The following is a 23,235-nucleotide window of genomic DNA, read 5'->3' on the forward strand; positions in this document are numbered from 1 at the left end:
GGTCCGTGGTCGCGGGTACGGGGCGGGCCGCACGGACGACCGTCTCGTCCAGCACGTGGTCGCGGTGGACGACGGCCGCAGTCCGTACGTTGCCGCCGTGCACCACAACCGCCTCCGCCACCGGGTCGCAGTGCACGTCCACCGCGGCCCGCCCGGGCTCGCGGCGGACGGCGGTGGCCGGAACCTGGGCGTGACCCCGCGCGAAGACGATCAGCCGGAGCGCCACGAACCGTGCGACGCCGGCGACCGCGGAGGCGGTCAGGTAGACGGCCTGTTCGAGCAACGCGCCGGGCGCCGCGACCAGTTGATGCAGGACGACCATCGCCAGGCAGGTCACCACATAGGTGGCCGCGGCCGACCCGGCCGACTGCACGTGCTGGCGCCAGGTCGCGCGCCCGCCCGCGCCGAAGGTGAAGCAGGCGTGCAGTTCGGTGGCCAGGAGCGTGGAGGCCACGGTGATCAGGGCGTTGGCCAGGCCCCAGGGAATCCAGCAGGCGAGGGCCGCCACGGCGAAGCTGGAGGCGAGCCCCACTCCCCCGCCGCAGAGCACGAAGCGGGCGAAGGCGGTGAAGGCGCCAGGGGCGGCGGCCTGCCGCCGGCTCTGTGCAGTTTCCATGATCCCCACCCCTTTGTCTGCTCGCTGGACCCCGGATGGGACCTACCCCACCGTCGTTTCTTACATCAGAAACGCTACGTTGCGTTCATGTTTTCAGCAACGCATTTATTGCGCACTATCGCTAAAGCTCCAGTTCACAGCCGATAAATTGTTGCAATGACGCGGACTCTAACGCAACACCCCTCACCACTAGCGTTGCAATGAATAAGGGTGAACGCTACAGCGAGGGCGTGGCAGCCTGACGCACGACCCGAGCGACGCCCCGGAGGCCCTTCCCCGATCGGCGCTGCCCGTCGGTCGACTTGACCACCTGTTAGCGTGCGCGGATGGAAGATCTTGGAGCCGTGACATGGCCGCCTGAGCCGATCAGGACCGAGCGACTCGTGCTCCGGGAGGCCGAGCCCCGGGACCGTGCGGCGTTCATCGAACTGCTCACGTCGCCAGAGGTGCACACGTACCTCGGCGGTCCCCGATCGCGCGACGAACTGGAACGGCAGATGCCCGAGGCGCCCGAGCAGTGGCCCGGCAGCTTCGTCGTCCAACTCGACGGGTCGATGATCGGTCAGATCCTGCTCAGGAGAGCGACGGGGCACTGCCGCCCGGCCGCCGCGGGAAAGGCCGACCTCGGCTACATGTTCCTGCCGCGGGCGTGGGGATCCGGCTACGCCGCCGAGGCGTGCGCGGCGGCACTCGGCTGGCTGGCCTGCGCACTTCCCGGCGAACCGGTCGTCCTCACCACCCAGACCGCCAACACCCGCTCGATGCGTCTCGCGGCACAGCTCGGATTCACGGAGGTGGAGCGGTTCGAGGCCTGGGATGCCGAGCAGTGGCTCGGCATGCGCCCCCCGGTCACGCCGTCCGCCTGAGTCGGCGACGGAAGCAACGGGGAACCGCTATCTGCGGGAAACACTCGACAGCCCACCGCGGCGGAAGTGGTGAGCCGTCGGCACGTGTGAGTGTGATCAGCGCCCGGCGGTGCCCGCGCGGGGCTTCGATCACGTGCCGTACGGTCTCGACCGGGCTCTCTCAGGCCCCGCAGTCAGCGGGCCATCCACCGGTCGAGCTCCCGGGCCCGGTCCTGCAGCGCGTCCATGACGGCGGTCGGTGTGGACCGCGGGCTCGCGGGGATCTGGACGTCGAACCGGCATCGCTCGTCGTCTGCCTCCAGTTCGGGTGTCACCAACTCGATGCCGGCACGCCATGCGAGCACGACCGCCGTCGCCACGAATCCCTCGGAGATCGCGAGGACCACCTGGTGCCCCGTCCGACGGTGTTGGGCCACAAGACCGTTCACGAACCGCGCGTAGAGAACGGGATCGACCTCAAGGGTGTCCGGGTCGCCCCAATACCTGCCCTGGCCGATTCCCGAGGGCAGGCCCACCTCCGCCTCGAACACCTCGAGCTGACGCATGAAGAGCCGCCCGGCGCCGTTCGACGGATTCCACAACGTCTCGTCGTCCAACTCGAAATACATGCTCATCCACGAAGTGTGGCGTGTCCGTGTGCCGTAGCCGTGCTCAGGGCTTGGTCAGGGTGCTCTCCAGCAAGGGGAGCAGGCGGTTCCAGTGGTGTTGGAGGGCGGTGGGGTCGAAGGCGTCGGTGTCGGCCATCGTGAAGCCGTGGACCGTTCCCGGGTAGATCTCGCAGGTGTGGTCGACACCCGCGGCTTCCAGTGCCTGGTCCAGCGCTCCGACCGTCTCGGGCGTCATGTCGCTCTCGGCGATGCCGAGGTGGACCCGGGCAGCGAGTTCGGGGAAGAGGAGGTGCGGGCTGTCGGGTGCGTCGCTCATCAGCGGGCTGGGGTGGAATCCAGCGACGGCCGCCACCTGGCCGGGGTGAGCGGCCGCGGTGCGGACCGCGACGCCCGCTCCCATGCAGTAGCCGATCACGCCGACCGGCCCGGCGGCGACCTCGGGCTGCGCGGTGAGGAACTGGAGGTAGGCGCCGGCATCGCGGAGGACGCGTTCGGCAGAGTGCGCCTGGATCTGCGGCAGCACCTGGGCGAAGACCGCGGGCCGCGCCTCATGCGTGATGTGCTCAGGAAGGTCGAACACCGGTGCCGGGCTGTGCCGGTAGAAGATGTTGGGGACGAGTACGTAATAGCCATGTCCGGCCAGTTCGCGGGCCATCCTCTCCAGAACGGGCCGCACACCGAACGCGTCCATGTACAGCAGCACCCCCGGATGCTGCTCGCCGTTGTCGGGAAAGGCGGCGAGGGCGTCGGCCCGGCCGTCCGGAGTGGGGATCTGCAGTGCCTTGACGACGGGAATGATGGATCTTCCTTCCTCGGACCGACCGATGAACGGGGCGGGGCGAGCGGGGCGGTCCGCATGCGCGCGGCCGCCTCCGCCGGAACCCGGACGGCTGGATCATCGCACCGGTTCACTGCCGATCCCGGCTCCAACGCCCCGGACACCGCCGTCCGTTCATCCTAGGCGGGCGCGACCACGGCCGAGCGAACCGTGGAGATCCGACGGGGACCACGTGCGTTTCGGTGGGGGTGGGGGTGCGAGTGATCGTGCGGGGGGGGGTCCCGCGGTCGTCAGAGGCTTACCTCAGTGACCGCTGTCCGGGCCGGGCGGCGGCCGCGTTTGCTCGCCCCCCCCCCCGGGACCACCCGGACTACCCGGACCACCTGGGCCATCCGGATCCCCTGGGCCATCCGGGCCACCCAGGCCACCTGGGTCAGAGCGCCGCCACCTCCAGCGGTTCCCCGGTGGATTCCGGATCGCCTTGGAGACCCTGTGCGATCGCACGGCGGGAGGCGAGCCACAGCACGCCGCCGACGAGGAACACGGTTCCCTCGGTGACGGTCAGGGCCCAGATGATGCCGGTCAGTCCGAACCAGAGGTTGCCGAGGAACACGGCCGGCAGGAACAGCACGCCGTGCGTCACGGACATCACGGTCGCCGCCACCGCCCGCCCCGTTGCCTGGAACAGCGAGGTGAGCAGTCCCGCGAATCCGTTCGCGATCATCGCCACGAGCTGTGCCGCGAGGATCGTGCCGCCGATCGCGAGAACCGAGCGGTCGGCGGAGAACACGGAAATCACCTGCTCACGGAAGACGATCAGGACGGCCGCCGAGACCATGGTGATGGCGCCCACCGTGAGCGCGGACGCGCGCAGCGCCGCCGTGAGGCGGCCGTGGTCTCCCTTCCCGTAGGCGTACGCGAACAGCGGCAGCACACCGAGGGTGACCCCCATGACCAGGAACTCCGGCACCTGCGCGATGCGCACCACCACCCCCATGGCCGCGAGCGGACCGTCTCCGTAGCCGGCCGCCAGATTGTTCAGGACCAGGGAGGTGACGATCAGGAAACCGGCCTGGAGGAGTTCACCGACGCCGATGCCCAGAACAGGCTTGAGAACGGTGGGCGAGAGCGTGAACCAGCGCGGCGCGAGGCTCATGTGCTCGCTGTGCCGCGCCAGCCAGGTGACGAAGTAGGCGACGACGACGAGGTTCGCCAGTCCGGTGGCCAGCGCCGCGCCGGCGACGCCCCAGTGCAGTACGAGGATGAAGAGGACGTCGAATCCGAGGTTGGCGACGGTGGAGGCTATGAGCCCGGTCATCACCTGGCGTGTGGCACCCTCCGCCCGTACGAGCTGTTCGAGACAGAAAGCCGCGGCGAGCACGGGAACGAAGGCGAGCAGGACGGCGACGAAGGAGCGCGTCGCGGACGCGGTGGCGGCGTCCGCGCCCAGCAGGGACACCAGCGGATCCAGCAGGAGCAGTCCGGTGCCGCCGAGCACGGCCCCGACGATCACGGAGCCCCAGACGGCGAACGACGTGACGTGCTTGATCCCGCCGGCCTTGGAGGGTTCGTGCTCGGACGCGCCGAGCAGCCGTGACACGAGCGCGCCGCCGCCCGTGCCGAACATGCCGCCGACCGCCATGACCAGGGCCAGCAGCGGCGATCCGAACGTGACCGCGGCGAGGAGCGCGGTGTCGTGGAGCGAGCCGATGACACCGGAGTTGATGACGTTGTAGAGGGCGCCGACGATCATCGCGGCGGCCATCGGCACGCACAGGTGCACGAGGGCGCGGAGGACCGGGGCGGTGGACAGGTACCAGCGGTTCGTGCCGTGGTCGTCGGCCTTCACCGGGGTTTCGGGGTTCGGGACACTCATGGCGCGCTCCTTTCGGGCAGGTTCGAGCGCACGCCGGCGGATGCCGACGCGGCGAGAGATGTGGTGGAGAGAGGGCGCGGGGGCGCAGTGCCGTGGGGGCTACCAGGGCGCAGTGCGCCGGGCGGGGTACGCGGGTGCGCCGCGTCGCTCGGCGGACGCACGCGAGGCACGGGATGGAGTGGCGGGTTCAACGCGCCGAGCGCGCGGAGTTCGCCGTGCCAGTGCGCAGTGCGAGTGCGCAGTGCGAGTGCGCAGTCAACGCACAGGGTTCAGCGCTTGGACAAGCTCGCGGGCTCGCGGGCTCGTACGGGGTGTGGGACGCTCGGAGTGGGTGGGCTCAGTACGGGTGGGCTCGATGTGCGACTGGGGTGTGGGTGAAGCGGCCGCGGACCAGGCAGCCCCCGGCCAGACTCGGCCGGCTCGGTCGGAGGCAACCCAGCCCGGTCAGAACCGACTCGGCCCCGCCAGAATCAACTCGGCTCCGCCAGAAGCGACTTGGTCCGGTCAGAACCGACTCGCCCCGGTCAGCTCCGCTCCGCGCTGTCAGGACCAACTCAGCCCGGCCAGTACCGACTCAGCCACGTCAGAACCGACTGAGTCGGCGTCAGAACCAACTCGACCCGCTCAGGACCGAGTCGGCAGGCTCAGGACCGACTCGGCTCCGGCAACCCCGCGGTGATCTTCGTCAGCAGGGCGTGCAGGGTGGCCCGCTCGCCCTGGTCCAGCGGGGCGAGGATCGTCTCGTCGGCGGCGGCCATCGCGCCTTCGAACCCGGAGATGAGCTCGGTACCGGCCTCCGTGGCGTGGACTCGTTTGCTGCGTTCGTCGCCGTCCTGCGTTCGGCGCTCGACGAGGCCGCGGCGCTCCAGCCCCTGCAGAAGGCTCGAGACACTCGCAGCGCTCGTCCGGCTCACCTCCGCGATGTCGCGTTGGATCGAGCCGGGGTTCTGGACCAGATAGCCGAGGACGAAGCCCTGCGCGTGGCTGAGCTCGCGTTCTCGGATCCAGTCCTCGCCCGCCTTCCGCTGGGCCCATCCGATCCATCGGACCAGATCGAGGGTGCTGGTGAGTTTCGGTGCGTCCATACCAAGAACTCTAACCGTTAGGTCTCTAACTATCAACCCCCAAACCATCTGCCGCGTGGCAGCCTCGTTGTCAGTGGCCCGCTGTACGTTGCGGTCATGGGCGTCTATCTGGTCAGTGTCTGTGCGGAGGATTGGTTCACCGAGGGCGAGGACGGGTGGGGGGACGTCGCCGTGGCGCTGAACGACGAGCTGCGGCGCAAGGGACTGCCGCCTTACGAGTCCGTGCCGGAGGAGACGGACTTCGTGCGCGGTTCGGGGCAGTCCTTCGAGGAGAAGTTGATCCCCTCGATGGACGGTTTCTGGACCTTGTGCCAGTCCCACCTGTCACCGGAGGACGCGGAGATCGCCTGCGGCTGGACACTCCTGGTGCCGTTCCCGCTCGAAGAGACGATCACGCTGCCGGTCGAGTCGGGCTATGCGGACTCGACCGTCGTGGTGGGCGCTCCCCGGTTGCTGGCGATAGCGGAGAGACTGGCGACGGTCATCGCCCTCCCGGCGGAGACACCACAGATGTGCGACAACCTCGACCTGACCAGTTGGTTCATGGACGGAGCGGCGGAACGACTGGCCGCCGACCGACCGGGCCCCTGGAGCGATGATCTGGACACGGCCTTCTACGTCGCGCTGTTCCTGCGAGCCGCCCAGCACTCCATACGGCGAGGCAGCCCCATGGCCTACTCCTGACCTGCGCGCGCGGCGAACGGAGAACGCCGCGCCGTCGGCAGTGGCGTCGACCGGGGCGGCACGCCCCGCTCACCCGGACGGCCTGGATCAGCTCGTGGGACCGGAGGCACCGGGCGAGAGTGGCACTGGCCGCATGCCCCGTGGCTCCGGTCGCCGACACCGCGCTGCCCGTGAGGGAGACCCATGCCCGGGAATGCCGAGACCAACCCCGCGGAGCAGTCCGTGGCGCGGGCCAACGAGGCGGTGCTGTCCCGTTTCCCGTTCGATGACACCCGGGATCTGGAGGACGCCCGGCGCGGCTTCCTTGGCACCGCCCGGGACAGTGTCGTCACGGACGCCGACGGACAGGTCGTCTGGGACCTCGACGCGTACGGGTTCCTGGAGCAGGAGTGCCCCGCCACGGCCAATCCCAGCCTGTGGCGCCAAAGTCGGCTGTGCTCCGACCATGGTCTGTTCGAGGTCACCGAGGGCATCTACCAGATCCGCGGGTTCGACCTGTCCAACATGACGATCGTCGAGGGCGAACGCGGCATCCTCGTCATCGACCCGCTGATCTGCGCGGAGACAGCCGCGGCGGCTCTGGCTCTGTACCGCGGCCACCGAGGCGAGCGGCCCGTGACCGCGGTCCTGTACACGCACAGCCATGTCGACCACTTCGGCGGCGTACGGGGAGTCGTCACCGACGAGGACGTGGCGGGAGGTGTTCCCGTCCTCGCCCCGCAGGGCTTCCTGGAACACGCGGTCAGCGAGAACGTCTACGCCGGTACGGCGATGAGCCGCCGCGCCGCCTACATGTACGGCGCGGCGCTGCCCAAGGGGGAACGCGGCCAGATCGGCGCGGGCCTGGGACAGACGACCTCGACCGGCGCGGTCACCCTGATCCCGCCGACCGCGTCCATCACGCGCACCGGGCAGACCGAGACGGTCGACGGGATCCGCATGGTCTTCCAGCTCACCCCCGGAACCGAGGCACCGGCCGAGCTGAACATCCACTTCCCCGACTTCGCGGCCCTGTGCATGGCCGAGAACGCCACCCACAACCTGCACAACCTGCTCACGCTGCGAGGCGCCGAGGTACGCGACCCGCGGGTGTGGTCCCGCTACCTCACCGAGGCCGTCGATCTCTTCGCCGCCTTCACGGACGTCGCCTTCGCCTCCCACCACTGGCCGGTGTGGGGCCGCGAACGTGTCGTCCAGTTCCTCTCCGAGCAGCGGGACCTGTACGCCTACCTGCACGACCAGACAGTGCGCATGCTGAACCTGGGCCTGACCGGGCCGGAGATCGCCGAGCGGATGGAACTGCCTCCCGCGCTGGAGCGGGCCTGGCACACGCACGGCTACTACGGCTCGGTCAGCCACAACACCAAGGCGATCTACCAGCGTTACCTGGGCTGGTTCGACGGCAATCCCGCCCACCTGTGGGAGCACCCGCCGGTCGAATCCGCCAAGCGGTACGTGGAGTTCATGGGCGGTGCCGAGGAAGTGCTGCGCCGGGCCCTCGAGTCGTACGCCGACGGTGATTTCCGCTGGGTGGCGCAGGTCGTCGGCCACGTCGTGTTCGCCGAACCGGACAACGCGTCGGCTCGCACGCTCCAGGCCGACGCCCTCGAACAGCTCGGCTACGGCAGCGAGAACGGCACCTGGCGCAACTTCTACCTGATGGGAGCGTACGAACTGCGCAACGGGCCGGTCGGTACGCCGACCGCCACCGCCTCGCCGGACGTGCTGGCGGCCCTGACCCTGGATCAGCTCTTCGACGCCCTCGCCATCCGGGTGGACGGGCCGCGAAGCTGGGACGCCGACATCACCGTGCGCTTCGTGGTCCGCGGGGGCGGCACCATGACCATGCGGCTGCGCAACGGGGTTCTCACCCAGGCCGTCGGCACCGGACCCGCCGGCGCCGACCCGGACGTCGGGATCGCCCTCTCCGAGGGCGACCTGCGCTCCCTTCTCCTCGGCATCCTGACCCCCGCCGACCTGGTCACGCGTGAGGACGTCGAGGTCACCGGCGACATCGGCCGGCTCACCGACCTCCTCGGCCATCTCGGTACACCCGACCCGGACTTCGCCATCGTGACGCCATGAACCGACGACGCGGCGGCGGACCGTCGTCCTGAAGGGACCCACGTCCGTGCGGCCGCCGGGCGGGTGAACGCGGGCGGCGGCCCTGAGGCCGCCCGGTGGTGGTTCCGCTCGGTGCGGCGGCTCCTCCACCGGGCCGAAAGCCCATGGGTTCAGCGGTGTTCGGGGTTCTCGGCTCCCGGTCGGCAGCCCGCGTCCCACTCCGAGCGCTGATTGCCGTAGGCGGGGATCCCGCCGGACCGCTTGAGGAGGGCGGCGAGGTGCATGAGGTTCCAGGTCATGAAGCTGGTGTTGCGGTTGGTGAAGTCGTTCTCGGGGCCGCCGGAACCCGGGTCGAGGTACGAAGGGCCGGGGCCGGCCGCGCCCATCCAGCCGGCGTCCGCCTGGGGCGGGATGGTGTAGCCGAGGTGCTGCAGGCTGTAGAGGACGTTCATCGCGCAGTGCTTCACGCCGTCCTCGTTGCCGGTGATCAGGCACCCGCCGACGCGGCCGTAGTAGGCGTACTGGCCCTGGGCGTTGAGCATCGAGGAGCAGGCGTAGAGGCGCTCGACGACCTTCTTCGTCACCGAGCTGTTGTCGCCCAGCCAGATCGGCCCGGCGAGTACGAGGATGTCGGCGGCCATCACCCTTTCGTAGAGGGCCGGCCACTCGTCGGTGGCGAATCCGTGTTCCGTCATGTCCGGGTAGACGCCGGTGGCGATGTCGTGGTCGACGGCCCGGAACTCGGCCGTCGTCACGCCCTGCGCGTCCATGATCGAGCGGCTCTTGTCGATCAGCCCCTGGGTGTGGCTGAGCTGCGGGGACGGTTTGAGGGTGCAGTTGACGAAGAGCGCGCTGAGGTCGTCGAACCGGTGGGAAGAGGATGCGTCCATGACGCGAAGCGTCTCGCGCGCCGGGCGTTCTGTCCCGGTTCGACGCGCTCGGGAGGTCTTACGGAGTGGTGACGTGCCGGGCGGGTCACCCTGTCCGTCGGGCTGTCGGATCTAGCGTGGCCGTATGCGTGTACTGGTCACCGGCGGTGCCGGGTTCATCGGGTCCCATGTCGTCGACGTGCTGCGGCAGCAAGGACACGATCCTGTCGTGTACGACGTCCGTGCCGATCCGGGCGCCGACGTGCGCGACCCGGTCGCCGTGGCACAGGCCCTCGTCGGTGCCGACGCGGTGTGCCATCAGGCGGCGATGGTCGGGCTCGGCGACGGCGTCCTCGACGCGGCGGAGTACGTCTCCCGCAACGACCTGGGCACCGCCGTACTGCTCACGGCCATGGCGGAGGCGGGAGTGCGACGTCTGGTGCTGGCCGGGTCGATGGTCGTGTACGGGGAGGGGCGGTACGAGTGCCCGCGGCACGGGGTCGTACGCCCGGGACCGCGGGCCGTCGGCGACCTGGAGGCGGGCCGGTTCGAGCCCGCCTGCCCGGAGTGCGGGGAGGAGCTGACTCCCGCCCTGGTCGGCGAGGACGCCCCGGCCGATCCGCGCAACGTGTACGCCACGACCAAGCTCGCCCAGGAGCATCTGGCCGCCGCGTGGGCCCGCAGTACCGGAGGCTCGGCGGTGTCGCTGCGCTACCACAACGTGTACGGGCCCCGGATGCCCCGCGACACCCCGTACGCCGGCGTGGCCTCCTTCTTCCGCTCCTCGCTGGCCCGGGGCGAGGCTCCGCGCGTGTTCGAGGACGGGCGGCAGCGGCGGGACTTCGTGCACGTACGGGACGTGGCCGCGGCCAACCTCGCGGCGCTGGAAGCCGATGCGCGGGCCGGCGCGCTGACCGCGTACAACACCGGCAGCGGTGAGCCGCACACCGTCGGGGAGATGGCACGGGCGCTGGCCACCGCGTGCGGCGGGCCCGAACCGGTCGTCACCGGCGCGTACCGGCTCGGGGACGTGCGGCACATCACCGCGGACTCCTCGCGGCTGCGGAACGAGCTGGGGTGGAAGCCGGCGGTCGGCTTCGAGGACGGGATGACGGAGTTCGCGCGGGCCGGTATGCGCGAGGCGTAGGACCGGTGGCGCTCGGGCTCACGAGACCGCGCCCTCGCCCTCACGAGGGCGCGGCGGGCAGCACCACCTCGAAGCGGCAGCCTCCGGGAATGTTGCGTACGGTCGCCCGGCCCTGGTGCGCCTCCACGATCCCCCGGACGATGGCCAGCCCGAGACCCGCCCCGGCGGGGGGCGTACGGGCGTGCGTCCCCCGCCAGCCGGTGTCGAAGACGCGGGAAAGGTCCGACTCGGGGATACCTCCGCAGCCGTCCGTCACCGACAGCACCACGCCTTCGGGCGAGCGTTCCGCCGCGACCGCGACCGTGCCGTCGGCCGGGGTCCGGCGGATCGCGTTGACCAGCAGGTTGCCCAGGACCCGGCTCATCTCCTTGGCGTCCACCTCCACCGGCACCGGCTCCACCCGGGCGCCGACCAGCCGCACGCCGTGCTCGTGGGCCAGCGGGTCCGCGCCCGCGAGGGCGTCGCCGATGAGGTCGTAGAGCGAGATGCGCGAGGGGGTCAGCGGAAGCGTCCCGGCGTGGATGCGGGAGAGTTCGAAGAGGTCGCCGACCATGCCGTTGAGGCGGTCGACCTCGGTGCGCATCTGCCTCAGGTAACGGTAGGGGTCGGCGGCCACCCCGTCCTCCAGCGCCTCCGCCATGGCCCGCAGGCCCGCCAGGGGGGTGCGCAGGTCGTGCGAGATCCAGGCGACGAGTTCGCGCCGTGAGCGTTCCAGGGTGCGCTCGCGCTCCCTGGACTCGGCCAGCCGGGCGCTGGTGGCCGCCAGCTCGCGGCTCACCGCCTCCAGTTCGGCGGTGGCCGGGCCGTGTGGGGCGGAGAACCGGCCGTCGGCGAACGAGCGGGCGGCGTCGGCGAGTTCACGGCTGCGGGCGACCACCCAGCGGCCCAGCAGCAGCGCGGTGACCAGGGAGACCACGGCCGCCATGGCGACGACGGTGGTCACCACGCTCAGGTCGTGCGGGGAGAGGAACATCGCCCAGGCGACGGCGAGCGTGCCCGCGAGCATCGCGACTATCCCGACCGCCGCGACGACGGCGAGCGAGGCGGTCAGCGAGCGGCGACGGATCAGCCGCAGCACGCCCGCTCCGACGACGCCGGTGACGGCGGCGCCCGCGAAGGCGTACAGGGCGATGAGCAGGGTGTCCGACACGATCACTCACCCTCTGCTTCGAAGCGGTAGCCCACGCCCCACACCGTCTGGATCAGGCGGGGCCGGGCCGGGTCGTCCTCGACCTTGCCGCGGAGCCGGCGGACATGGACGGTGACGGTCGACAGGTCGCCGAAGTCCCAGCCCCACACCTCACGCATCAGGTCCTGCCGGCTGAACGCCCGGCCGGGGTGGCGCAGGAAGAACGAGAGCAGGTCGAACTCGCGGAGGGTGAGGGTGAGTTCGGCGCCGTCGCGGGTGGCCCTGCGGGCGCCGGGGTCGACGGCGACACCGGCCGCGCGCAGGGGGCGGACCCCGGTGTCGGGCCGGGAGCGGCGCAGTACGGACTCCACGCGCAGGACCAGTTCCCGGGGACTGAAGGGCTTGGTGACGTAGTCGTCGGCACCGACCTCCAGGCCGAGGATGCGGTCCTCCTCGTCGCCGCGTGCCGTCAGCATGATGACCGGCACGGGGCCTCGGCTCCGCAGCCGCCGGCACACCTCCAGACCGTCCATGCCGGGCAGCATCAGGTCCAGGACCACCAGGTCCGGCCGGTGTTCCGCCGCACGTACGAGGGCGGTCGGCCCGTCGTCGGCGCGGTCCACGAGGTAGCCGGCCCGGTCGAGGTATCCGGCGACCACCTCGGAGACGGTCGGGTCGTCGTCGACGACCAGAACCCGGACGGTTCGATCCACGCCCGGTGCTTCCACGGGCTCGTACGACTGTTGCATCCTCCCAGCCTGGCACCCCGGGGGCCCGGGCAGGGCCCGCGGGCTCCGGCACGGGCCCGACGTCCGCGTTTCGTAAGGAGCGCAGGACCGATATGCGGCATTCGCGTTCGTACAGTGAAAGCCGTGACCATCTCACCACCCTCAGACGTCGACGTCGTCCTGCCGTGCCTGAATGAGGCCGAGGCCCTGCCCTGGGTGCTCGCGCGCATCCCGGACCACTGGCGGGCCCTCGTCGTCGACAACGGTTCCACCGACGGATCGGCGGAGATCGCCCGCGCGCTCGGCGCCACCGTCGTGCACGAGCCGCGCCGGGGTTTCGGCGCCGCCTGTCACGCGGGACTGACGGCCGCGACCGCGGAGGTCGTCTGCTTCTGCGACTGCGACGCCTCCCTCGACCCGGCGCTGCTCGTGCCCTTCGTCGAGGAGATCCGCGAACGCGAGGCCGATCTGGTCCTCGGGCGGCGCCGCCCGCGCGGCCGGTCCGCGTGGCCCGTCCACGCCCGGGCCGGGAACCTGGCACTCGCCCGCATGGTGCGCCGCCGCACCGGGCTGCGTCTGGGCGACATCGGCCCGCTGCGCGCCGCCCGCCGCGAGCAGTTGCTCGACCTCACCCTCACGGACCGGCGCAGTGGCTACCCCCTGCAGATGGTGGTGCGTGCCGCCGACGCGGGCTGGCGCATCACCGAGCACGACGTGCCGTACCTGCCGCGCACCGGCGTCTCCAAGGTCACCGGCACCTGGCGGGGCACCTGGCAGGCGGTCCGTGACATGAGCCGGGTCCTCCAGGAGACGCCCATGGATACGCCCGTACAGACAGGGGGCACCCGGTGACCGCAATCGTCGTCATCGCCAAGGAACCCGTGCCGGGCCGGGTCAAGACCCGGCTCACCCCTCCGTTCACCCCCGAGGAGGCCGCGGAACTCGCCGAGGCGGCCCTCGCCGACACCCTGCGGACCGTCGCCGCCGCCCCGGCCTCGCGCCGGGTCCTCGTGCTCGACGGTTCCCCCGGCCCCTGGCTGCCGCCCGCCTTCGACGTCCTCCCGCAGTGCGCGGGCGGGCTGGACGAGCGCCTGGCGGAGGCCTTCGGCGGCTGTGCCGGCCCGACCCTGCTCATCGGGATGGACACCCCGCAGGTGACACCGGAACTGCTCACCGTCGACTTCGACGGCTGCGACGCGTGGTTCGGTCCGGCCGACGACGGCGGCTTCTGGGCGCTCGGGCTGGCCGATCCCGACCCCCGGCTGCTGCGAGGGGTGCCCATGTCGACGCCCGCGACCGGGGCCGTGCAGCGACAGCGGCTCGTCGCCGCCGGGCTGCGGGTTCGTGACCTGCCCCGGCTGCGGGACGTGGACACCGCGGCCGACGCTCACGCGGTCGCCGCCCTCGCGCCGCGAGGCCGGTTCGCCAAGCGCCTGGCGCAGTGTCCGGCGAGCGGCCGATGAGTACCGCCGTGCCGCCGTGGGCGGCCGCCGACTCCTACGAGGCCGCCCTGCACACCGGACGGGGGCCGCTGTTCCTGCGCCGCGCCGACGGCTGGCTGCTGCCGCTGGAGGTGGAACGGTGGTGCGCGCGTGCCGACGCGGTCGACCGGCAGGTCCTGGACCGCTGCGAAGGTGCCGTGCTGGACGTCGGATGCGGACCGGGGCGGCTGGTCGCCGAACTCGCCGGACGAGGGCGCACCGCCCTGGGCATCGACGTCAGCGAGGCCGCGGTCCGGCGCACGGAGCGGCTCGGGGGCCAGGCGCTGCGACGCTCGGTGTTCGAACCGCTGCCGCGCGAGGGCCACTGGGGCACGATCCTGCTCATGGACGGCAACATCGGCATCGGGGGCGACCCTGCGGCACTCCTGGACCGGGTGGCCGGACTCCTGCGGCCGCGCGGCCTGTTGCTCGCCGAGACCGCGCCGCAGGACCTCGACGAACGCGTCCGTGTCCGCATCACCGACGCCCACAGCGCCGCGGGCGCCCCCTTTCCGTGGGCCAGGCTCGGCACCCCCGCCCTGCTGCGGTACGCACGGGGATGGGAGCCGGCCGGTCAGTGGTCGACCGGGGGGCGCCGCTTCCTGGCCCTGCGCAGCCGCACCGCCAGCACCAGCGCCGAGCCGGCGAAGAGGGCGGCCGTGATCAGCAGCCAGCGGGCGAGGAAGCCGTCCGGCGACAGTCCGGTGGCCGAGCGGTAGCGCCCGGCCACCATGCCGGAGATCAGCGGGAACCACACGAGCAGCAGCAGGCCGGAGAGGGCGGCGGGAACCCGGACGTACATCGTCCGGGCACCGAGCCCTTGCGTGATCCCCCGGTCCGCCGCCGCGTACAGGGGCAGCAGGACGAGGTCGTGCAGGACCGCGGCCCCGACGATCCACAGCGCCACGCCGAACCAGTCGTCGGCGAAAAGACGTACGCCCGCGTAGGCGGCGAGCGCGAACGAACACACGAGGATCAGAAGGGCGAAGGGACTGCCGAGCGCGATCCGGTGGCGCATCACAAGTCTCCGAAGGTCAGCCGGGTCACCCATTTGGTGTTCAGCACACCGGGGGCCGCGGGCACGATGATCCGCGCGGGATAGCCGTGGTCGAGGGACAGGTCCTCGCCGTTGACGTACAGGGCGAGCAGCGAACTCGGGTCGGCCACCTGGTTGGCGCGCAGGGCCGAGCGGCGGAAGGACCCGTGCAGCTGGAGGGATTCGACGAACAGGTCGGGCGGGTCACCGTCGTACCCGACGAGCGCCGCGAGATCGCGCAGCCGGACGCCGCGCCACCACTGGTCGGAGGTCGACCAGCCCTCGACGCAGGCGATGGGCAACGCCGCGCTGTACAGCGGGAGTTCGGCGAGCTGGGTGCGGCTGAGGCGGACGGTGCCGGTGCGTCCTGTGACGACGAGCCGCCAGGCGTCCTCGCTCGTCTCCGCCGGGTCGATGCCGGCGTACGCGGCCGTCTTGTTGATCTGGAAGGCGTTCGGGCCGCTCCCGGGTTCGGCGCCGCCGTGAGGTGCGAGGAGCGCCGTGCGGCGCAGCCCGTCGAAGCTCTGCCCGACGGTCGTCAGGAACAGCAGCAGCGAGCCGCCCCCGACGAACCACAGGGCGCCCCGACGGGAGACCGTCGGCTCCGCGGGAGCCGGGGCCACGAGATCGTTCCGCTCCTCCCGGGACTGCCGCAGATTGCGCAGGGCCATGGGCGTCTTCAGCACGGCGTGGGCCAGGAAGGCGGCGAAGAACACCCACGCCCCGTAGAAGTGCAGCGTGTAGAAGGAGCCGGGGAAGACGTAGTCGAGCTGGACGTTGAGGACACCGGTCACGAACTCGAAGAGCCCGCCGCCCACGAGCAGCAGCAGCGAGAGCCGCTCCAGCGCGTGGGTGAGGGAGCGCGCCGGCGGCAGCGTGAACAGCCGTGGCACCACCGACCACAACTTGGCCAGCAGGACGGGGATCAGGGTGATGCCGAGCGTGACATGGACGCCCTGGTTGAGCCGGTACAGCCAGTGCGGGTGGGTCGGCCAGGAGAAGAGGTAGAACCCGAGGACGCCCTTGTCGGGGGTCTTGTCGTTCACCGGTGCCAGGTCCGGGTTGTAGGCGGCGTAGGAGACCAGACCCGTCACGAACAGCACCGTGATGCCGACGAGCAGGACGATGCCCAGCACGGACGTGAACCAGGGACCTCGCAGGGGGCTGCGCCAGAACCGGGGAGAGAAGGGGAGCCGTGGATCGTCTCGCATGTCCCGACCGTAGGTCCTGGCACGCCGCGAGAGGGCTCTGCGACCTGTGACGAAACGCTGACGTCCGGCCCGGGCGGCGGCACCTTTCCCGTCGGTCGGCCTAGCGTGCCGGTGTGACCCGCACCCTGCCCTCCACCGAGACACGCGTCCCCCGCGACGGCGGCTCCCTCCGTGACCTGTACGCGGCCGGGGCCGCAGCCGTGCTCGTGACGGCGGCCGTGCTGATCGGCCGCCACATCGAGGACACCGATCACACGCTCCGCGTCGACTGGCCCCCGCTGCTGGCCTCCTGGGGACCCCATGTGGGTCCCGGCACCCCGGCGGCGGTGCTCGTGGGCGTGGCCGCCGTGGCGTACGGCCCCGTCCTCGCGGCCCGTCTCCGCTGGCGGGCCCTGCTCCTGACGGCGTGGGCCGCGTCCCTGGCGTGGACCTTCTCCCTGGCGCTGATCGACGGGTGGCAGCGGGGCGTCGCCGTGCGCCTCACGACCCGCTACGAGTACCTCCAGGTCATCGACCGCTTCGACGACATCCCCGGCACCCTGCGGGACTTCACCCATCACATCCTGCTCCACTCCCCCGACAACTGGCCCGCCCACGTGGCCGGCCACCCCCCGGCCTCCACCCTCACCTTCGTCCTGCTCGACCGGATCGGGCTGCGTGGCGGCGGCTGGGCAGGCAGCTGGTGCGTCACCGTCGGTGCGACGGCCTGCGTGGCGGTGCTGGTCACGGTGCGGGCGCTGGCCGGTGAACATCTCGCACGCCGGGCCGCCCCGTTCCTGGTGCTCGCCCCGGCGGCGGTGTGGATGGGGACCTCGGCGGACGCCTATTTCTCCGCCGTGGCGGCCTGGTGCCTGGCGCTGCTCGCCCTGGCCGTCACCCGGGGCTCCCTGGCCGCCGCGGGCGCGTCCGGGCTCCTGTTCGGCCTGACGTGCTACCTGTCCTACGGGCTCACCCTCATCGCGCTGGTCGCGGCGGCCGTGCTGTGGCTCGGGCGGCAGGAGGTCCGGAAGCGGCCCATCCTGCCGGTCGTGCTCCTCGCCGGTGCGGCCGTGGTCCCGACGGCGTTCACGCTCGCCGGGTTCGACTGGTGGGAGGCGTACCGGCTGCTGGTCACGCGGTACCGGCAGGGCGCGGGCGGAGTGCGTCCGTACGCGTACTGGGTGTGGGCCAATCTCGCCTGCACGGTCCTGATGACAGGGCTGGCGACGGCTGCGGGACTGCGGCGCACGGGGACGCTGCTGCTGCGACGCCACTCCGCGGACCGCGCCGCCTTCCGCCTCGCGTTCCTGGTCACCGCCGCGCTGCTCGCCCTGCTGGTGGCCGACCTCTCCGGGATGAGCAAGGCGGAGACGGAACGCATCTGGCTCCCCTTCGCCCTCTGGCTCTTCCCCTCCTGCGCCCTCCTCCCCCGTCCCCGCGCCTGGCTCGCGGCCCAGGCGGCGCTCGCCCTCCTGCTCAACCATCTTCTGCGGACCGGGTGGTGACGGCTTCGACCGTGTGCCCGCGCTGGTCCGCGCGGCGGCTCACGGGGTGCTCACGTCCTGGGTGGTCATGGCCAGCAGGACCAGGGCGTCGTGCTCGGCCGTGCCGGGAGGGGCCTGGTAGAGCAGCACGCGCCTGCCGTCGCCCGCGGGGCTGAGCACCTGGTTGGCCAGGGTGACCGGACCGATCACCGGGTGCCGGAACGCGGTCTCGCCGGCCCGCTTGACCCACACCTCGTGCCGACGCCACAGCGCCGCGAACTCGCCGCTGGAAGCCGTCAGTTCGGCGACCAGCGCGGCCGTGCGCCGCGGGGCGGTCAGTTCGGCGGTGTGCAGGTGCGCGACGCAGTTGCGGGCCACCCGCTCCCAGTCGGCGAAGAGGGTCCGCGCGGCCGGGTGCAGGAAGGTGTACCGGATCGTGTTGCGCTCTCCGGCCGGCCGGTCGCCGAGTCCGGGCATGAGCGCGAGGCCCTCGGGGTTCGCGTCCAGCACGTCGTTTACCTCGTCGAGCACGTACGCCGGGCTGGGCCGGACCGAATCCAGCAGCAGCCGCAGGCCGGGGCTCGCCGGCCGCGGGCCGGACGGCCGGTGGCGCGGTGTCCGCCCGGCGGCCTGGTCGGCGAGGCCGAGCAGATGGGCGTGCTCGTCCGCGGTGAGCCGCAGGGCACGCGCCAACGCGTCCAGCACGGCGTCGCTGGGCGCCCGCTCCCGCCCCTGTTCGATCCGGATGTAGTAGTCCACGCTCACGCCGGCCAGGGCGGCCAGCTCCTCGCGGCGCAGCCCTGGTGTACGGCGTCTGCCCGGCCCGGTGGGCAGCCCGACGTCGGCCGGGCCGATCCGCCCGCGCCGGATCCTGAGGAAGTCGGCCATCGCGTTCACGGCGTGCAGTCTGCCACCGGTGGGTCCTCTCCAGGGTGGCCGTGGCACACCCAGGAACCGCGCGGCCTTCCCGGAAACGGACCCGTCGGCGCAGCCTCGGAACATGACTGACACGATCATCATCGGCGGCGGCTCCGGCATGGGCCTCGCCCTCGCGCGGACTCTGCTGGCCGAGGGCACGGATGTGACCGTCGTCGGCCGGTCCGCGGACCGGCTCGCGACGGCGAGGGCCGAACTGGAGCGTCCCGGGCACGGGCGGATCACCACGGTCGCGGCCGACCTGGGCCGGGAGGAGGACGTGGCCGGACTGTTCGCCCGGGTGGGGCGAGCGGAGCACGTGGTGGTCACCGCGGCGGACGCGACCGGCGTCTACGGCCGGACCGCCGACGTCGCCACCGCGACCGCGCGATCCGTCGTGGACACCAAACTGCTCGGCGCCTGGCTGGTCGGCAAACACGCGGCCGGTCGGGTCACCGGCTCGATCACGTACACCTCGGGCATCAACGCCTACCGGCCGAACGGCTCGAACACCATCATGGCCGCCGCCAACGGGGCGCTCGCGTCCCTGGCGTACGGGCTGGCGATCGAGCTGGCGCCGGTGCGCGTGAACGTCGTCTCCCCCGGCTGGGTGGACACCCCCATCTGGGACCAGCTCGGCATGGACAAGCGGGCCGCGTTCACCGAGCTGGCGGCGAGGCTCCCGGCCCGCCGTGTCGGCACCCCCGACGACATCGCGCAGGCGTTCCTGTCGGTGATGCGCAACGGATTCATGACCGGAACCGTGCTGCACGTCGACGGAGGGCACCGCATCACCTGATCGCCCGCTTCCGCTGATCACCCGCTTCCGCGACAGGGAGTTGGCCCCGCCTCGGCCGGTGGGGGCTTCTCAGGACGGTCGTCGGGGCCCAGGATGGCGGGATGGCTGTCGACGAGGGTCTGCTCTGGGACGCTGAGGACAAGACCATGCTGACCGTTCCGCGGCTGCGGCGCATGGCGGTGACGGCCGGCGGTGTCGTCCTGCTCGGCCTGGTGCTGTGGGTGAACTCCCATGCCCGATGGGCTATTTGCACGGTCGCGGCGTACGTGGTCGTGGAGATCGCGTACTGGGTGTGGGACCGGCGGCGTCTGGTCGAGGCACGGATCGTCGTGGGCGAGGACGGCGGTGACGGCAGACTCCGGCTCCGGCACGCGGGCGGACGGAGCACGGAACACGATCCCCGCCAAGTGACCCGGGTCCTCGTCATCCACGACAACGTCGTCGACTCGGCGAAACTCCGTCTGCGCCTGCGGGGGAAGCGGCTCCTGTTCGCGCGTCCGGGCCACTCCCCCGCCCCCGCGACCTGGCGGAACGCGTGTCCGAGCGCCAAGGTCGACGACAGGGGCGCCCATTGGGGCATGCCGGGGGTTCCCGACTGACCCGGGCCGTCCAGTGCCCCGACATCCGTGGATGTCGGGGCACGACGATCCACCCGCCACCGCCCGTCGAGGAGGGCCGGAGCCTCTCCTCGACGGGCGAGGGAGCGGCGACGGCCGTCAACTACCCTTCGCTGCTGCCCTGATGGCCCGGTCTCACCTCAGGTGGCGGGCGAAGAAGCGCCCCGCGTCCTCCACCTCGAACCACGGGGTGCCCGCGTGCCCGCCCAGATTGGCGTGCAGTGTCTTCTCCTTGGTGCCGAAGGTGTCGAACAGGTCCAGGACCGGCTGCCGTTCCATCCCCTCGTCGTCCCACTGCATGAGGAACTGCAGCGGTACGGTGATCTGCCGGGCGTCCTCGCGCAGGGTGTCGGGCACGAAGGTCTGGCCGAAGAAGACGGCGGCCGTGATCCGCGGCTCGACCACCGCCAGCCGGATGCCGATGGCGACCATCCCCTCGTACCCGACCGGACCACCGATCTCGGGCAGCGCGAGGAGGGCTTCCAGGGTGGTCCGCCATTCCGGGGCCGCCTTCTCGGCCAGCGGGACGATCATGGCGTCGAGGATCTCGTCCAGCGGCTTGCCGGCCTGCGCGGCCCGGCGGAGGTCGGCGCGGTGCTGTTCGTCGGCGGCGGAACGGGGCCGGTCGCCACATCCGGGGGCGTCGACGGCGGCCACCGCGAAGCCGTGCCGCGCCGCGTAGTGGCGGGCCCGGGCCACCAGCCGGGGAAGCCGCTTGTGAAAGCCACCGGGGTGGCCGATCAGGATCAGCGGGGCCGGCGCGGATCGGGGCGTCCACAGGACACCGGGGATCTCGCCGAGGGTGAAGTCGCGTTCGAGGACGCCGTCGTCGAGGCGCTGTTCGGAAGTGAAGTGCACGCTCGTGCCTTTCGGGAGTGCTCTGGAACGGCGCTCCCGGACGATCTATCGCCCGACCGTGACCCCGGAGGGGAGCACCCATGTCGATTCTGCGTTCACGGGTACCACCTCCTCGTTCTCTCGCACGGCTTCCGGGAAGGTAGCAGCGGTCGTCGTGATCCGCCAAGCGGGTTTTTCGTGCCGGCGGCTCTCCGGCGAGCCCGCGTCCATGGGAGCGTTCGGCAGTCCATGGGGCGCTCACCCGCTGGGATGGATTCGTGCGTCCGGTGAGGGCAAAGCAGCTCGTCGTGTCCGTCGGCGCGGGTGGACGGCGGAACGCTGTCGTCCATGTTCACACCACTTGTAAGACCGGCGCGGCACCGACACGGTGACCGCCGCCGGTCTCTTCCGGCCCGGGCAGGGACCGTCGTGGCGACCGTCCTGGCCCTGGTCCTGAGTCTCCCCGGCACGGCGGCCGCGGCCCCGGGCGGCCTGGACGCCACCTTCAGCGGTGACGGCAAGGTGCTCACGGACTTCGTCGACGACGACCATGCCGACGACGTGGCGGTGCAGCCCGACGGAAAGATCCTCTCCGTCGGCTCTTCCGTCGACGACGCGCTGGTGGAGAGCGACTTCGCGCTGACCCGCCACAACCCGGACGGCACCCTGGACACCGGTTTCGGCGGTGACGGCACGGTGACGACCGCCGTCAACAACATGGTCCCGGCCCCGGGCCTCCAGTGGAGCGAGGCGCACGCCGTGACGCTGCAGAGCGACGGCAAGATCGTCGTGGTGGGCAGCAGCTGGCGGGACTACGAGGACTGCTGCTGGTTCGTGGTGGCGCGCTACAACCCCGACGGCACCCTGGACAACACCTTCAGCGGCGACGGCCGGTTCTTCGCCGACTTCGACGGGCCGACCGAGGCCCGCGACGTGGCCATCGACCCGAACGGCAGGATCGTCGCGGCCGGCTACACCGGGGGCCGGATGGCGGTACTGCGCCTCACGGGCAACGGCACCGCTGACACCACGTTCGGGGGCGACGGCACGGTGACCGCCAATCCGGCGGGGCCGGTCCTCCAGGAAGGCGGCGACGGCCGCGCCCTGGCGGTGCAGCCCGACGGAAAGATCGTCGTCGGGGGCCAGGTCGGCTCGACAGGCTTCGACTTCGCGCTGATGCGCTTCACCACCGACGGAGGCGTGGACACGAGCTTCGACGGCGACGGCATCGTCCGGACCGACTTCGGCGACTACGAGTCCGTGGAAGGGCTCGCGCTCCAGCCCGACGGGAAGATCGTCGCCGCCGGCGCCAGCGGCTCCAGGTTCGCCCTCGCCCGGTACCTCCCCAACGGCGCTCTGGACACGAGCTTCGACGGCAACGGCCGGATCATCACCCCCGGCGGCGGAGCGGCGGACGTGGCGCTGCAGCCCGGTGACGGCCGGATCGTCGTCGCCGGAAGCAACGGACCCGGCGGGGACTTCGCCGTCCTGCGCTACAACTCCGACGGCAGCCAGGACACCGGCTTCGGCACCGGCGGCGTCGCGACCGCGGACTTCGGCGGCACCGACTCCGCGCGGGGCGTCGCCCTCCAGCCGGACGGAAGGATCGTCGCCGCCGGCGCGGGCGGAGTGGGCAACGACTTCGCCCTGGCCCGCTTCGAGGGCGGCGGCACCCCGCCACCACCGGCCGGGGCGGACCTCTCGGTGACCAAGTCCGGCCCCGCCACCGTCAGCATCGGTGACCGGGCCACCTACACCGTGCGGGTGACCAACAACAGCACCACGACCACCGCCACCAACGTCTCCCTCACCGACACGCTCAGCGGCGTCGCCGCCTCCGTCGTCTCGGCGACGGCCAGTTCGGGCACCTGCACCATCACGGCCACCGCCGCGAGCTGTGCTCTCGGCTCCCTCGCCCCCGGAGCCGCCGCCACGGTGACGGTCGCCGCCGAACCGCGGGCCACCGGCACCCTGACCGACCGGGCCGCGGTCGGCGCCACCCAGACCGACCCGAACTCCGGCAACAACACCGCCACGGCGACCACCACGGTCAACAACGCGCGCGGCTGCACCCGTGTCGGCACGAGCGGCAACGACACCATCACCGGCACCGTCGGCACCGACGTGATCTGCGCCCTCGGCGGCGACGACACCGTCGACGCGGGCAACGGCAACGACACCGTCCACGGCGGGTACGGCAACGACCGCATCGACGGCGGTACGGGCAACGACACCCTCACCGCGGGCCCCGGCAACGACAATCTGATCGGCAACTCCGGCTCCGACAGCCTCAACACCGTCGACGGCGTCTCCGGCAACGACACCGCCAACGGCGGCCTCAACACCGACACCTGCACGACGGACGCGGGCGACATCCGCGTCAGCTGCCCCTGATCCGCACCACCCCTACGACACGGGCCCCGCAC

Annotated in this window: 21 protein-coding genes and 1 pseudogene; 11 read left to right on the forward strand and 11 right to left on the reverse strand. The window is 71.7% G+C overall.

Going from position 1 to position 23,235, the window contains the following annotated elements; all coding sequences use genetic code 11:
• Positions 1 to 172: 172 nt before the first annotated feature.
• Positions 173 to 616, reverse strand: a pseudogene (locus tag ACFYYF_RS38855) (hypothetical protein); the annotation flags it as partial.
• 326 nt (positions 617 to 942) lie between these two features.
• Here ACFYYF_RS38855 and ACFYYF_RS38860 point away from each other — a divergent pair.
• Positions 943 to 1,482: a GNAT family N-acetyltransferase gene (locus tag ACFYYF_RS38860; protein ID WP_388783513.1), complete on the forward strand. Its 540-nt coding sequence runs from the start codon at positions 943 to 945 to the stop codon at positions 1,480 to 1,482.
• Positions 1,483 to 1,655: 173 nt separating this feature from the next.
• Here ACFYYF_RS38860 and ACFYYF_RS38865 read toward each other — a convergent pair whose 3' ends face one another.
• The 4 genes from ACFYYF_RS38865 to ACFYYF_RS38880 all read right to left on the reverse strand — a co-directional run bounded on the left by ACFYYF_RS38865 (position 1,656) and on the right by ACFYYF_RS38880 (position 5,829).
• Complete coding sequence (locus ACFYYF_RS38865) at positions 1,656 to 2,096, reverse strand: DUF6086 family protein (RefSeq protein WP_388783515.1); 441 nt, start codon at positions 2,094 to 2,096, stop codon at positions 1,656 to 1,658.
• A gap of 37 nt (positions 2,097 to 2,133) precedes the next feature.
• Positions 2,134 to 2,886, reverse strand: a complete 753-nt coding sequence (locus ACFYYF_RS38870) for a dienelactone hydrolase family protein (protein ID WP_388783633.1) — start codon at positions 2,884 to 2,886, stop codon at positions 2,134 to 2,136.
• Between the two features lie 415 nt (positions 2,887 to 3,301).
• Positions 3,302 to 4,744 carry an MATE family efflux transporter gene (locus ACFYYF_RS38875; RefSeq protein WP_388783517.1) on the reverse strand — a complete coding sequence of 481 codons (1,443 nt, stop codon included), beginning with the start codon at positions 4,742 to 4,744 and terminating at the stop codon, positions 3,302 to 3,304.
• 644 nt (positions 4,745 to 5,388) lie between these two features.
• Positions 5,389 to 5,829 (reverse strand): MarR family winged helix-turn-helix transcriptional regulator, encoded by a 441-nt coding sequence (locus ACFYYF_RS38880; protein WP_388783521.1) that lies wholly within the window; start codon positions 5,827 to 5,829, stop codon positions 5,389 to 5,391.
• A gap of 96 nt (positions 5,830 to 5,925) precedes the next feature.
• Here ACFYYF_RS38880 and ACFYYF_RS38885 point away from each other — a divergent pair, with 96 nt between their 5' ends.
• Together ACFYYF_RS38885 and ACFYYF_RS38890 are read left to right on the forward strand one after the other, a co-directional pair.
• Positions 5,926 to 6,513: a hypothetical protein gene (locus ACFYYF_RS38885; RefSeq protein ID WP_388783524.1), complete on the forward strand. Its 588-nt coding sequence runs from the start codon at positions 5,926 to 5,928 to the stop codon at positions 6,511 to 6,513.
• A gap of 183 nt (positions 6,514 to 6,696) precedes the next feature.
• Complete coding sequence (locus tag ACFYYF_RS38890; protein ID WP_388783527.1) at positions 6,697 to 8,598, forward strand: alkyl/aryl-sulfatase; 1,902 nt, start codon at positions 6,697 to 6,699, stop codon at positions 8,596 to 8,598.
• Positions 8,599 to 8,747: 149 nt separating this feature from the next.
• Here the strand turns inward: ACFYYF_RS38890 and ACFYYF_RS38895 are convergent, their stop codons facing one another.
• Positions 8,748 to 9,467, reverse strand: a complete 720-nt coding sequence (locus ACFYYF_RS38895) for a flavodoxin family protein (protein ID WP_388783530.1) — start codon at positions 9,465 to 9,467, stop codon at positions 8,748 to 8,750.
• A 124-nt stretch (positions 9,468 to 9,591) separates the two neighbouring features.
• Between ACFYYF_RS38895 and ACFYYF_RS38900 the strand changes: the two genes are divergently transcribed.
• Positions 9,592 to 10,593, forward strand: a complete 1,002-nt coding sequence (locus ACFYYF_RS38900) for an NAD-dependent epimerase/dehydratase family protein (RefSeq protein ID WP_388783532.1) — start codon at positions 9,592 to 9,594, stop codon at positions 10,591 to 10,593.
• 40 nt (positions 10,594 to 10,633) lie between these two features.
• On the opposite strand, the gene ACFYYF_RS38905 is transcribed toward ACFYYF_RS38900, so the two are convergent.
• Both ACFYYF_RS38905 and ACFYYF_RS38910 read right to left on the reverse strand, forming a co-directional pair.
• Positions 10,634 to 11,743, reverse strand: a complete 1,110-nt coding sequence (locus ACFYYF_RS38905; RefSeq protein WP_388783535.1) for a sensor histidine kinase — start codon at positions 11,741 to 11,743, stop codon at positions 10,634 to 10,636.
• A 2-nt stretch (positions 11,744 to 11,745) separates the two neighbouring features.
• On the reverse strand, positions 11,746 to 12,471 hold the full coding sequence (locus ACFYYF_RS38910) for a response regulator transcription factor (RefSeq protein WP_388783538.1): 726 nt from the start codon (positions 12,469 to 12,471) through the stop codon (positions 11,746 to 11,748).
• A 114-nt stretch (positions 12,472 to 12,585) separates the two neighbouring features.
• Between ACFYYF_RS38910 and ACFYYF_RS38915 the strand changes: the two genes are divergently transcribed.
• Genes ACFYYF_RS38915 through ACFYYF_RS38925 form a run of 3 tightly spaced genes read left to right on the forward strand, consistent with a single transcriptional unit; the run spans position 12,586 to position 14,650 of the window.
• Positions 12,586 to 13,302, forward strand: a complete 717-nt coding sequence (locus ACFYYF_RS38915) for a glycosyltransferase family 2 protein (protein WP_388783541.1) — start codon at positions 12,586 to 12,588, stop codon at positions 13,300 to 13,302.
• Positions 13,299 to 13,913, forward strand: coding sequence for a DUF2064 domain-containing protein (locus tag ACFYYF_RS38920; protein ID WP_388783544.1), 615 nt, complete (start codon positions 13,299 to 13,301; stop codon positions 13,911 to 13,913). Before ACFYYF_RS38915 ends, ACFYYF_RS38920 begins: the two co-directional genes overlap by 4 nt.
• Positions 13,910 to 14,650, forward strand: a complete 741-nt coding sequence (locus ACFYYF_RS38925) for a class I SAM-dependent methyltransferase (RefSeq protein WP_388783546.1) — start codon at positions 13,910 to 13,912, stop codon at positions 14,648 to 14,650. Before ACFYYF_RS38920 ends, ACFYYF_RS38925 begins: the two co-directional genes overlap by 4 nt.
• A 298-nt stretch (positions 14,651 to 14,948) precedes the next feature.
• On the opposite strand, the gene ACFYYF_RS38930 is transcribed toward ACFYYF_RS38925, so the two are convergent.
• Positions 14,949 to 16,178 (reverse strand): molybdopterin-dependent oxidoreductase, encoded by a 1,230-nt coding sequence (locus ACFYYF_RS38930; protein ID WP_388783548.1) that lies wholly within the window; start codon positions 16,176 to 16,178, stop codon positions 14,949 to 14,951.
• 113 nt (positions 16,179 to 16,291) lie between these two features.
• Between ACFYYF_RS38930 and ACFYYF_RS38935 the strand changes: the two genes are divergently transcribed.
• Positions 16,292 to 17,662: a hypothetical protein gene (locus tag ACFYYF_RS38935; RefSeq protein ID WP_388783551.1), complete on the forward strand. Its 1,371-nt coding sequence runs from the start codon at positions 16,292 to 16,294 to the stop codon at positions 17,660 to 17,662.
• 39 nt (positions 17,663 to 17,701) lie between these two features.
• Here the strand turns inward: ACFYYF_RS38935 and ACFYYF_RS38940 are convergent, their stop codons facing one another.
• Positions 17,702 to 18,529, reverse strand: a complete 828-nt coding sequence (locus ACFYYF_RS38940) for a helix-turn-helix domain-containing protein (protein ID WP_388783636.1) — start codon at positions 18,527 to 18,529, stop codon at positions 17,702 to 17,704.
• A 112-nt stretch (positions 18,530 to 18,641) separates the two neighbouring features.
• Between ACFYYF_RS38940 and ACFYYF_RS38945 the strand changes: the two genes are divergently transcribed.
• Positions 18,642 to 19,355, forward strand: coding sequence for an SDR family oxidoreductase (locus ACFYYF_RS38945; RefSeq protein WP_388783553.1), 714 nt, complete (start codon positions 18,642 to 18,644; stop codon positions 19,353 to 19,355).
• 101 nt (positions 19,356 to 19,456) lie between these two features.
• A complete protein-coding gene (locus tag ACFYYF_RS38950) occupies positions 19,457 to 19,954 on the forward strand; it encodes a hypothetical protein (protein WP_388783555.1) in 498 nt (165 codons plus the stop codon).
• Between the two features lie 153 nt (positions 19,955 to 20,107).
• Here the strand turns inward: ACFYYF_RS38950 and ACFYYF_RS38955 are convergent, their stop codons facing one another.
• On the reverse strand, positions 20,108 to 20,830 hold the full coding sequence (locus ACFYYF_RS38955) for an alpha/beta hydrolase (RefSeq protein ID WP_388783557.1): 723 nt from the start codon (positions 20,828 to 20,830) through the stop codon (positions 20,108 to 20,110).
• Positions 20,831 to 21,238: 408 nt separating this feature from the next.
• Between ACFYYF_RS38955 and ACFYYF_RS38960 the strand changes: the two genes are divergently transcribed.
• Complete coding sequence (locus tag ACFYYF_RS38960) at positions 21,239 to 23,203, forward strand: calcium-binding protein (RefSeq protein WP_388783560.1); 1,965 nt, start codon at positions 21,239 to 21,241, stop codon at positions 23,201 to 23,203.
• Positions 23,204 to 23,235 lie beyond the last annotated feature (32 nt).

Source organism: Streptomyces sp. NPDC001914, assembly GCF_042891215.1.
Classification (GTDB): Bacteria; Actinomycetota; Actinomycetes; order Streptomycetales; family Streptomycetaceae; genus Streptomyces.